The sequence below is a fragment of the Amycolatopsis sp. NPDC059021 genome (assembly GCF_042739895.1).
In the GTDB taxonomy this organism is placed as follows: Bacteria; Actinomycetota; Actinomycetes; order Mycobacteriales; family Pseudonocardiaceae; genus Amycolatopsis.
On record NZ_JBHYIQ010000139.1, the window covers coordinates 10,805 to 21,082 of the forward strand.

Consider the following 10,278-nt stretch of genomic DNA (forward strand, 5'->3'; position numbering starts at 1 on the left):
CGGCGCGGGGCCGCGCGGCTGGGCCGGGGCGGCGCGCCCGCGCCCGGCGAGGGCCGGCCGCGCCCGGCCCGCCCCCGCGCGCGCGCGCGCGCCCGCGCGCCCCCCCCCCCCCCCCCCGGGTCCGGGTGCTCATCCGCTCAGGCGCTGGGCCACGGCGGGCGGCAGTTCTGGCGCGGCAACGGCTGCGAGGCGTTGGTGTACACCCCGTCGGCGATGGTGTCGCCCATGATGGACCGGCCGTCCGCCGGCCGGGTCCACTGATAACACTGGTGCTGCGCGAAATACCCGCCCGGCGCTTCGAGGGTGTCGAAATGGCAGACGCCGTCGGTCTCGATGCAATAGCGGATGAACGGGATGCCGCCGAAGTCGGGACGGCCGGGGCCGAACGAAACGTAACCGCCGAACGGCGAGGGCGCGCCCGTCCCGGGCGGGAGCACCGCGCTGATTCCGCGTCCCGGCGGGCCGGCCGGCTGCATCGGGTCCGCGAAGATCTTGGCGGTGAACCGCGACTTGTCCACGCCGAGCTTTCCGTCGGCGATGTCGTTGAGCACCAGGTTCGCGACGATCGCGCCCTGCGAATAGCCGACGACGGTGAACTCGGCCCCGGGGTTCTCGGCGAAAGCGCCCTGGACGACGCGGTTGCCCTCTTCGTGGCCCCGCGCGACGCTCTGGTCCATCGGCGTCTGGTCGCAGCCCGGCAGCCCCGCGGCACCGGCGGGGTAGTGCACGACCCGCCGGATCCCGCCGCGCAGCCAGGCGTCGTTGTACACGTTCCCGGCGCCGTCACAGGTACCGCCGATGAGAATGTAGTAATGGGCCCCCTCGGCCTGCGCGGTCGAGGCCGTGGCGCCGAGCAGCCCGGCGACCAGGGTGGCGACGGCCGTGCCGATCACCGCCACCCATTGAGGTTTCTTCATGTTAGCGTTCCTTCCCCGCCGAATACGCTGATGTGCTGGGCGAAGGAAAGTTATCCACGAACCATGAAATCCTGATGACATGTCTTTTTGTGACACTTTCGGGTGAACGCCTGCCGATGTCTCCCGGTCCGTGAATGCCACATTGAGGGACTTCAAGTCTCTCAACGAGGTTTCTCGGTAGGGGTTGGGGGTGTGGCTGTCTCGAATGTCGCGTTCGAGACGTTGATGTGTCGCGAAAGCTCCGTTCGGGACGTCCATCGTCGGCAACGGAGCGTTCGCGACACCGGGCGATGCTGTCCGCGTGGGCGGGAAGCCTCAGCGGACCGAAGGCGCCCTCCGGCACATTCGGCAGCACCCACGGCCCCAGACCACTTGGTGAGAAAACCTCGATGAGGCATTCACGGACCTACCGGGCGTTTTCCGTGGCGATCCGGATCAATGTCGCGAGCAGGCGCTCGTAGAGCACGGCGCCGAGCACGGCGCGCACCGCGAACTCCGCGCGTTCCTCGGGAGCCGGCAGCAAGGGCAGTTGCTGTGCGGCGATCGTCTTCGCCGCGTCCAGATAAGGGCCGAGCTTGTCCGGGTCGGCGGGCAGGCCGATGCGGCGCAGTCCGGCGAGCGCGCGGGCGAGCTGGTCGCGTCCGTCCGAAGTGGACTTCCAGTCTTCGTGGGCTAGCAACGCTTCGGCGCCGGTGCGGTCACCGAAGCTGTCGTCGTGCGCCGTGGTGCGGGCGTCGGGCGCGGCCGCGTGCATCGCCGCGGCGAGGAGGTCCCGCGCGGGGAGGTTCTCGTCGTCGATCGCGTCGAGCAGGTGCCGGATCCGGGCGATGGGGACTTCTCCGGTCTCCACGAGCGTGCGGATCAGCAGTAGCCGGGTGAGGTGCTCCTCGCCGTACTCGGCCTTGGTCTCGCCGAGCGGCTCGCCCTTCGGGAGCAGCCCTTCGCGCAGGTAGTACTTGATCGTCGGGATGGACACGTTCGCCCGCAGGCTCAGTTCCTTGACCTTCACGCCGCTCCTCTTGACTGGATACCTGCACTATCCTACGTTGGATAGTGCGGGTATCCAGAGATCATCCGCTTCGTCACAGGCAGGGGAGCCTTCATGACCACGAAAACTGTGCTCGTTTCCGGCGCGGGGGTCGCCGGGATCACGCTGGCGTACTGGCTCGGCCGGTACGGCTTCGATGTCACCGTCGTCGAGCGCGCGGGCGCGCTGCGCCGGGGCGGGCAGGCCATCGACATCCGGGGGGCCGCGCTCGACGTCGCCGAGCGCATGGGCGTGCTCGACGACGCGCGAGCCGCTGCCACCGACATCACCGATATGTCCTATGTGGACGCTTCGGGTAAGCGGATCGCCTGGATGGATGGCGCGTTCGGTGCCTTCGATCCGCTCGACGTCGAGATCCTCCGCGGCGACCTGCTCGCCCTGCTCTGCGAACGGGCGGGCGCGCACGCGGAGTTCGTGTTCGACGACGCCGTCACCGCGCTGACCGAAACCGCCGACGGCGTCGACGTCACCTTCGCCCGGTCCGCGCCGAGGACCTTCGACATGGTGATCGGCGCCGACGGCCTGCATTCCCCGGTGCGTGGCCTGGTTTTCGGGGAGGAGAGCGACGTGCTGCACGACCTCGGCGTCGTCATCTCCACGTTCACCGTGCCGGATCGCTGGGGCCTGGACCGGACCCAGCGGACCTTCGTCGAGCCCGGCCGGGTCGCGACCGTGTCGGACACCCGGGTCGCCGGCGAGGCCCGCGCCATCCTCATGTTCCCGGCACACGGGCGTGCGTACGACTACCGGGACGTCGAGAGTCAGTACGCGTTGCTGTCCGAGGTGTACGAAGGGGCCGCCTGGGACGTGCCGTTCCTGCTGGAGCAGGCGCGCCGGGCGCCGGACTTCTATCTCGACGCCTGCGCGCAGGTACGGTTGGACCGCTGGTCGGCGGGCCGGGTCGCGCTGGTCGGCGACGCGGCGTGCGCGGGTTCGCCGCTGTCCGGGCAGGGGACGAGCGTGGCACTGGTCGGCGCCTACGTGCTCGCCGGGGAACTCGCCGCCGCGGACGGTGACCACCGCGTGGCCTTCAGCCGGTACGAGGAGCGGCTGCGGGAGTTCGCCCGGCTCAACAACAAGTTCGCGCTCGGGATGGCGAAACGGGTCGCGCCCGCGACGCCGTGGCAGACCCGGCTGCACCTGTGGCAGATCAGGATGATCCCGTACACGCCGGGCAAGAACCTGGTCTTCAAGCTGATCGGGCGGCAGGTGAAGAAGGCGGCCACGGCGGTCGCCGTGCCGGACTACCCCGTGCCCGAGGTCAGTCCCCGGTGAGCAGTTCCAGCGCGTGCTCGCCGGTGCGCTCGACCGCCAGCCCGGCCCTGGTGATCACCTTGACAAGGTGCTCCACAGTGGACGGTTCGGCTCTGGTGGTGGCCAGTACCGCGGCGAGCCTGCCCTTGTAGGCCTTGTTGAAATGGCTCACCGTGGTGCGGTTGCCGTGCGCGTCCTCGGTCACCACGCGCACGGTCACCGCGTCCGGCCGCAGCTTGGCGAACGCCGAGTAGGTGCCGGATCGCAGGTCCACGATCAGGCCCTCGATCTCCCGGAGCACGGGTTCGAGGACGGGCTTCCACAGGCCGCGGACGGTGCCCAGCCCCGGGACCGTGTTGCCGCCGGAAAGCCGGTACGCCGGGATCGGGTCGGTGGCCGAAACCACGCCGAACAGCGAGGACGTGACCGCCAGCCGCCGCTGGGCCTTCGCCAGCCCCGCCTTCGTGAAGCCGCGGACGTCGAGCGCGTCGTAGAGGACACCGGTGTAGCGGCTGAGCGCCGGCATCGTCGGCGACGTCCACAGCTGCGCGTTGCGGGTGACCTCGTCGCTCTGCCGGGCCGAGATACCGAGCGCGGCGAGGCTGGCCGGGACGTCGCGGGCGAGGTCGGCCAGCGCGTCGGCCAGTTTCGCCCGCACCGGGTTCAGCTCGGGGAAGGACAGCGCGGCCAGGTCGAGCGGCGGGCCCTCGCCGCCGTCGGCCTTGGTCTCGGAAGGGGGGAGGAGCACCAGCACACCCTGAGCGTAATCGGCGGAAAATCCGGGTGCGCGGGCCGGTGGTCGTGCCTAGCCTCGCGTCATGGACCTCATCTGGCGGCCGCTGACCCTCGACGACGCTCCAGCGATGGCCGAGCTGGTCGCGATCACCGAGAAGGTCGAGCCGACCGGCGAGCACTACGACGCCGCGGACCTGCGGGAGCTGCTGAGCAGCCCCAACGTCGACCTCGCCGGGGCTTCGACCAGCGCGTGGGATGGCGAGCAGCTCGTCGCTTCCGGCGTCGTGATCCGCCGCGGCTCCGCGGATCCGGCGCACATGGTGCGGCTCGAAGCGCTCACGCATCCGGATTACCGCGATGACGCGCTGGGCGAGCACCTCGTGTCCTGGTTCGCCGAGTCGGCGAAGCGGGTGCACGAGAAGGCGTTCCCGGGCGCACCACTGGACCTGCACGCCGCCGCGCACGAGGATCAGCGGTGGTTCGCGGGAACGCTGGAGCGCGCCGGGTTCCGGCATCTGCGGTCCTTTGTAGACATGCGGGCCGACCTCGCGGACCTGCCCCCGGCACGGCCGCTGCCACCGGGGCTGGAGCCGGTGCCCTATTCCGGGCGCCACGACGAACTCGCCAGGCTCGCCCGCAACGCCGTCTTCGCCGGCCACTGGGGCTCGGCCCAGCTGACCCCCGAGATGTGGCGGCACCAGGTGAGCGACAGCAAGGATTTCCGGCCGGATCTGTCGTTCCTGCTGCTCTCACCGGCCGGAGACGAGGTAGTCGCGTTCGTGCTGAGCTCCTACTTCGCTTCCGACGAGGCCGTGACCGGCATCCGCGAGCTGTACGTCAGCGACGTCGGTACCCGCGAGTCGCTGCGTGGCAGGGGGATCGCGTCGGCGCTGCTCGGGTACACGCTCGAGAAGGCGAAGAAGCAGGGCTTCGAGCGATCCGCGCTCAACGTCGATGTCGACAACGCGCAGCGCGCGCTGGGGATCTACGAAGGCTGCGGCTACCGCACCGTCCAGACCTGGGAGGGATACGTCCTGCCCGTCACCTGAGGCCGCCACCCGTCCGCGCGAATTTCTGTACCTTGGATTTTCACGGACGGGGAGTGCGACGCAGGGGAGCGTGATGACGGCGTCGGTGTCCGCGCGCCGGGGCTGGCACGACCTGCCGGAGCCGGTGCGTGACCTGGTGGAGCGGGAGCTGGGAGGCGCGGTACGGCGGTCGTTGTGGCAGACCCCGGAGTTCGGCGGCGCCATCGCGGCCCGGCTCGAACTGGAGAACGGCGGCCGCGCGTTCGTCAAGGCGCTGCCCGCGGACAGCCCGAGGGCGGGCGGCTACCGGGCCGAGGCCGCGGTCACCGCCCGGCTGCCGGGGACGGCCCCGGTGCCCCGGCTGCTGTCCTTTGTGGACGACGCGTGGCTGGTGCTCGCTCTCGCGGACTTCGACGGCACCCGGCCGGTGCTGCGGCCCGGCTCGCCAGATCTGTCCGCGGTGCTGGCCACCTTCGGCGCGCTCGGGCGCACGCTCACCCCGTGCCCGCTGCCGGACGTCCCGGCCGCGCTGGACGACCTCGGGCCGCTGCTGCGCGGCTGGCGTGAGATCGCCGCCCGCCCGCCGGACGATCTGGACCCGTGGGCGGTCCGCAACCTCGGCTCGCTGGTCGCGCTGGAGACCTCGTGGCATCCGTGGGCGGCCGGGGACACGTTGCTGCACAACGGGATCGAGCCGGACAGCCTGGTGCGCACCGGACCGGGCCGGGTCCTGGTGACGAACTGGCGTTACCCGGCCCGCGGCGCGGGCTGGCTCGACCTGGTCACGCTCGTACCGCACCTGCTCGACGCCGGGCACGCGCCCGCCGACGTCGACCGGCTGCTGCGCGGCCGCCCGGTGCTGTCCGGGGTGCCCGGCTGGGCCGTCACCGCCTTCGGGGTCGCGCTCGCCGGGTACACCGAGCACGCGGGCAGGCTGCCCGAACCGCCGGCGACCACCGGCGTCCGGGCACGCCAGCGCAGGCTCGCGGCGGCGACCCTGCGCTGGCTGGCCCACCGCACGCGCTGGAGCTGACCAGCGGCTCAGCGCACCCGGTTCAGCAGGTCCTCGCCCGCGGCGAACCGACGTAGCTGCTCGGCGGCCAGCCGCTTCGCGCGCGGGTAGAACGAGGCCGACCCGCCCGCGATGTGCGGGGTCAGGATCACGCCCTGCACAGTCCACAGTGGATGGTCGCTCGGCAGCGGTTCGGGATCCACCACGTCGAGGGCCGCGCGCAGCCGCCCGGAACTCGTCTCGGCCAGCAGCGCCGCGGTGTCGATCGCGGTACCGCGGCCGACGTTGACGACCAGCGCGTCGTCGGGCAGCGCGGCCAGCTCGGCCGCGCCGACGAGCCCGCGCGTGGCCGGGGTGTCCGGCAGGATCAGCACCACGATGTCCGCCTCGGGCAGCAGGCGCGGCAGCTCCGCCACCGCGTGCACGCCGTCGGCGGGCCGCGCGGTGCTCGCCACCCTGGTCACCACGGCCTCGGCGGCGAGCAGCTGACGCTCGATCGCCTTGCCGATCGAGCCGTACCCGACCAGCAGCACCCGGCTGTCCGCGAGCGAGCGAGTGTGCTCGCGCTCCCACGAGCCGGCGGCCTGCTGCGCGAACCAGCGCGGCAGGTCCCGCTGCGCCGCGTGGATCAGCGCGAGCGTGTGCTCGGCGACGCTCAGGTCGTGCAACCCCCGCCCGTTGGCCAGCGTGACCCCCTCCGGCAGCAGGGGCAACAGCATCTCCACCCCCGCCGAGAGCGCCTGCACCGCCCGCAGCGCGGGCAGCTTCGGGATCAGCCGCACGGGCTCGGGCCCCTGGTCGTAGGGCAGCACGTAGAACTCGACGTCTTCGAGGACGCTGTCGTCCGGTAACGGACCGGTGCCGTCGTAGTAGCCGGCGGACAGGCCCGCCGGGACCTCGATGTCACGCCAGGGCAGAAGTACTCGGTGGGTCATGCCCGCCAGTCTGCCCGTTCGCCCGGATGCGCCCTCAGCCGTGCACGCCCGACGAGACGCAGAACTCGTTGCCCTCCGGATCCGTGAGCACCGTCCACGTGAGCCCGGGGACCTCGTGGGTCTCGTGCTCGTCCGCGCCCAGCGCCACCAGTCTGGCTATCTCCTCCTTCCGGTCGCTCGTGCCGAAGTCGATGTGCACTCTGTTCTTCCCCTTTCGTGGTTCCGGGACCTGCTGGAAACCCAGCACCAGCCCGCCCTGCGCCGGTGGTTTCAGCATCAGGAAGAAGCCGTAGTCCTGGTCGATTTCCGTACCCAGCGCCCGCGTCCAGAGGCTCGCCAGCTTCGGCGGGTCGGCGCAGTCGATGGTGATCATGCCCATGGTCAGCGTCATGGCGGGGACGCTAGCGGGTACCACCGACAGAAACCGGCGCCCGCCGATAACCCGTTGGAAGCGGTCAAGGGGGGTTGACTACGCTGCACAGCACGTCTACCTGCCCGCTTTCGCGAGGAGCCAGAAGTGATCACCAGGATGTCGTCGTTGTTCCTCCGCACCCTGCGCGAGGATCCGGCGGACGCCGAGGTACCCAGCCACCGGCTGCTGGTACGTGCCGGCTACGTCCGCCGGGTCGCCCCGGGCGGTTACTCCTGGCTGCCGCTGGGGATGCGCGTGCTCCGCCGCATCGAGAACGTGGTGCGCGAGGAGATGAACGCGATGGGCGGGCAGGAGATCCAGTTCCCCGCGCTGCTGCCGAAGGAGCCCTACGAGGCCAGCAACCGCTGGACCGAGTACGGCGACAGCCTGTTCCGGCTCAAGGACCGCAAGGGCGCCGACTACCTGCTCGGCCCGACGCACGAAGAGCTGTTCGCGCTGACCGTGAAGGGGGAGTACTCCTCCTACAAGGACTATCCGGTCACGCTGTACCAGATCCAGACGAAGTACCGGGACGAGGCGCGGCCCCGCGCGGGCATCCTGCGCGGCCGCGAGTTCGTCATGAAGGACTCCTACTCCTTCGACCTCGACGATGCGGGCCTGGAGCGCTCCTACCAGGCCCACCGCGACACCTACATCAAGCTGTTCGACCGGCTCGGCCTCGAGTACGTCATCGTCAAGGCGACGTCGGGCGCGATGGGCGGTTCGGCCTCCGAGGAGTTCCTCGCCGTCGCCGAAACGGGTGAGGACACCTACGTCCGCAGCACCGATTCGGGCTACGCCGCCAACGTCGAAGCCGTCGTCACGCCCGCGCCGCCCGCGCAGCCCGTCGAGGGACGTCCCGCCGCGCAGGTGCACCACACGCCGGACACGCCCACCATCGAGACGCTCGTCGCGTTCTTGAACGCGGCCGGGCTCGGGCGCGAGTTCAGCGCCGCCGACACGCTGAAGAACGTCCTGGTGAAGACCCGGCAGCCGGGCGCCAAGGAGTGGGAGCTGCTCGGCGTCGGCGTCCCCGGCGACCGCGAGGTCGACATGAAGCGCCTCGAAGCCTCGCTCGAACCCGCCGAGGTCGCCCTGCTCGAAGAGGCCGACTTCGCGAAGAACCCCTTCCTCGTCAAGGGCTACATCGGGCCGAAAGCCTTGCAGGACAACGGGGTTCGCTACCTCGTCGATCCGCGCGTTGTCGCCGGGACGGCCTGGATCACCGGCGCCGACAAGGCCGGCCACCACGTCGTCGGCCTCCTCGCGGGCCGTGACTTCACCCCGGACGGCACGATCGAGGCCGCCGAGGTCCGCGAGGGCGACGCCTCCCCGGACGGCCAGGGCACGCTGGTCGCCGCGCGCGGGATCGAGATCGGCCACATCTTCCAGCTCGGCCGCAAGTACGCCGACGTGTTCGAGCTGGACGCGCTCGGCCCGGACTCCAAGCCGATCCGCATCACCATGGGCTCCTACGGCGTCGGGGTCTCCCGGCTTGTCGGCGTGCTCGCCGAACAGAACCACGACGACCTCGGGCTGGTCTGGCCCCGCGAGGTCTCGCCGTTCGACGTGCACGTCGTGATCGCGGGCAAGGACGAGACCGTCGCGGCGGGTGCCGAGAAGCTGGCCGCCGAGCTGAGCACCGCCGGGGTCGAGGTCCTGCTCGACGACCGCAAGGCGACCCCCGGCGTCAAGTTCGCCGACGCCGAGCTGGTCGGCGTCCCGACGATCCTGGTGGTCGGGCGCGGCCTGGCCAATGGGGTCGTCGAGGTCAAGGACCGGCGCACCGGCGAACGCGAGGAGATCGCCGTCGACGCGGTGGTCGATCACCTGGTCAAGCTCATCCGTTCCTGAGGGACCGCGACCGATGGGGTGGTTCGGCCGCAAGCGCGACGATGCGCCCGGCTACGAGGACAACGCCGCGCTGCGCGGGTTCGGGGGCTACGAGCCCTCGGACTCGCGCGGCTTCCGGCCCAGCGAGGGCTACGGCGCGCCCCAGCCCTCGGGGATCGAACAGCCCGAACCGCCGCGCGCCGAACCACAACGGATCCGGGCCGCCCGCCGGACCCGGCCGCAGAAGCGGGGTCGCGGTTACGTCGGCTGGATCGCCGTCGGCGTCGTGGCGCTGGCGGGCGCGGTATCGCAGTACTTCGGCTCGGGCCACGACGATCGCGGCTCCGCCCCGGCGAGCCGCAAGCCGAGTGTCTACACCCCGCCGCCGCAGGTCACGGTGCCCGCGGTGGCGGACGGCTGGCACGCGGTGGCCGGTCGTGACGGTTCGTACGCCTACGACGTCCCGCCGAACTGGCAGCCGAAGCCCGGCACCGTGCACGGCTGGGAAAAGGGACCGGCCGTCCCCGGGATCACGCTCGCCACGAGTGCCTTCCTGGACAGCGGGTTCTGCCAAGGGAAGCCGTCGAGCGAACGGGGCGGCAGCGGCGTCACGACCGTGAAGGTCGCGGATCCGGCAACGGCCGCCGCGCAGGCGGTCAACGACCTCGCGGTGAGCCGGTACAGCCCCGGCGCGGGCCCGCTCGCCCAGGTCGCGTCGCAGCCCGCGCAGCAGGCGGAGGTTCCGCTCGCCCCGGGCAGGACCCGGCCCGCGAGCATCGCCGTCGCCGAGGTCGTGCCGTCGGAGACCGGTCCGTGCGTGCCGAAGCGTGCCCTCGTCGCGGCCATCGCGATGGGCTCGGGTGACGCGGCGAGCGCGCAGTCCGCCGTCCTGGTCGCCTACGCCGACCAGGACGTCCCCGGCACCGCGGATCGCGAGCAGCTGCTGCGCGTCCTGCACAGCTACCGGGGCGTCCCGGACGCCGACCGCACCACGGTCACCCCGCCACCCTCGACCCGCTGACCGCATCGCTCAAGTCCGTGGGGGCCTCCCTGAAGGACTCTGGGTCCCTCAAGGAGGCCCCCACGGACTTTCCGGACCCCGGC

Annotated in this window: 10 protein-coding genes; 5 read left to right on the top strand and 5 right to left on the bottom strand. The window is 71.4% G+C overall.

Features of this window, described 5'->3' with window-relative positions:
* Window positions 1-137: 137 nt before the first annotated feature.
* Window positions 138-917: a PE-PPE domain-containing protein gene (locus ACFWX1_RS44090; RefSeq protein WP_378395880.1), complete on the bottom strand. Its 780-nt coding sequence runs from the start codon at window positions 915-917 to the stop codon at window positions 138-140.
* Between the two features lie 406 nt (window positions 918-1,323).
* Window positions 1,324-1,926 carry a MerR family transcriptional regulator gene (locus ACFWX1_RS44095; protein WP_378395881.1) on the bottom strand — a complete coding sequence of 201 codons (603 nt, stop codon included), beginning with the start codon at window positions 1,924-1,926 and terminating at the stop codon, window positions 1,324-1,326.
* A gap of 93 nt (window positions 1,927-2,019) precedes the next feature.
* Here ACFWX1_RS44095 and ACFWX1_RS44100 point away from each other — a divergent pair, with 93 nt between their 5' ends.
* Window positions 2,020-3,240 carry an FAD-dependent monooxygenase gene (locus ACFWX1_RS44100; protein ID WP_378395882.1) on the top strand — a complete coding sequence of 407 codons (1,221 nt, stop codon included), beginning with the start codon at window positions 2,020-2,022 and terminating at the stop codon, window positions 3,238-3,240.
* Here ACFWX1_RS44100 and yaaA read toward each other — a convergent pair.
* On the bottom strand, window positions 3,227-3,973 hold the full coding sequence (gene yaaA, locus ACFWX1_RS44105; protein WP_378395883.1) for a peroxide stress protein YaaA: 747 nt from the start codon (window positions 3,971-3,973) through the stop codon (window positions 3,227-3,229). The genes ACFWX1_RS44100 and yaaA overlap by 14 nt on opposite strands.
* A gap of 64 nt (window positions 3,974-4,037) precedes the next feature.
* Here yaaA and ACFWX1_RS44110 point away from each other — a divergent pair, with 64 nt between their 5' ends.
* Together ACFWX1_RS44110 and ACFWX1_RS44115 are read left to right on the top strand one after the other, a co-directional pair.
* Window positions 4,038-5,003: a GNAT family N-acetyltransferase gene (locus ACFWX1_RS44110; protein WP_378395885.1), complete on the top strand. Its 966-nt coding sequence runs from the start codon at window positions 4,038-4,040 to the stop codon at window positions 5,001-5,003.
* Window positions 5,004-5,076: 73 nt separating this feature from the next.
* On the top strand, window positions 5,077-6,015 hold the full coding sequence (locus ACFWX1_RS44115) for an aminoglycoside phosphotransferase (RefSeq protein ID WP_378395886.1): 939 nt from the start codon (window positions 5,077-5,079) through the stop codon (window positions 6,013-6,015).
* A gap of 8 nt (window positions 6,016-6,023) precedes the next feature.
* Here ACFWX1_RS44115 and ACFWX1_RS44120 read toward each other — a convergent pair whose 3' ends face one another.
* Entirely contained in the window at window positions 6,024-6,929 is a 906-nt protein-coding gene (locus tag ACFWX1_RS44120) for a 2-hydroxyacid dehydrogenase (protein ID WP_378395887.1), read from the bottom strand.
* A 34-nt stretch (window positions 6,930-6,963) separates the two neighbouring features.
* Window positions 6,964-7,320, bottom strand: a complete 357-nt coding sequence (locus ACFWX1_RS44125) for a VOC family protein (protein ID WP_378395888.1) — start codon at window positions 7,318-7,320, stop codon at window positions 6,964-6,966.
* A 126-nt stretch (window positions 7,321-7,446) separates the two neighbouring features.
* On the opposite strand from ACFWX1_RS44125, the gene ACFWX1_RS44130 reads away from it, so the two are divergent.
* Window positions 7,447-9,195: a proline--tRNA ligase gene (locus ACFWX1_RS44130; protein WP_378395889.1), complete on the top strand. Its 1,749-nt coding sequence runs from the start codon at window positions 7,447-7,449 to the stop codon at window positions 9,193-9,195.
* A 13-nt stretch (window positions 9,196-9,208) separates the two neighbouring features.
* Window positions 9,209-10,195 carry a hypothetical protein gene (locus ACFWX1_RS44135; RefSeq protein ID WP_378395890.1) on the top strand — a complete coding sequence of 329 codons (987 nt, stop codon included), beginning with the start codon at window positions 9,209-9,211 and terminating at the stop codon, window positions 10,193-10,195.
* Window positions 10,196-10,278: the final 83 nt, after the last annotated feature.

Excerpts from the sequence above, each read along its gene's own strand:
- ACFWX1_RS44090 (WP_378395880.1), bottom strand. The coding sequence starts at position 917 with ATGAAGAAACCTCAATGGGTGGCGGTGATCGGCACGGCCGTCGCCACC.
- ACFWX1_RS44100 (WP_378395882.1), top strand. The coding sequence starts at position 2,020 with ATGACCACGAAAACTGTGCTCGTTTCCGGCGCGGGGGTCGCCGGGATC.
- ACFWX1_RS44110 (WP_378395885.1), top strand. The coding sequence starts at position 4,038 with ATGGACCTCATCTGGCGGCCGCTGACCCTCGACGACGCTCCAGCGATG.
- ACFWX1_RS44115 (WP_378395886.1), top strand. The coding sequence starts at position 5,077 with ATGACGGCGTCGGTGTCCGCGCGCCGGGGCTGGCACGACCTGCCGGAG.
- ACFWX1_RS44120 (WP_378395887.1), bottom strand. The coding sequence starts at position 6,929 with ATGACCCACCGAGTACTTCTGCCCTGGCGTGACATCGAGGTCCCGGCG.
- ACFWX1_RS44125 (WP_378395888.1), bottom strand. The coding sequence starts at position 7,320 with ATGACGCTGACCATGGGCATGATCACCATCGACTGCGCCGACCCGCCG.
- ACFWX1_RS44135 (WP_378395890.1), top strand. The coding sequence starts at position 9,209 with ATGGGGTGGTTCGGCCGCAAGCGCGACGATGCGCCCGGCTACGAGGAC.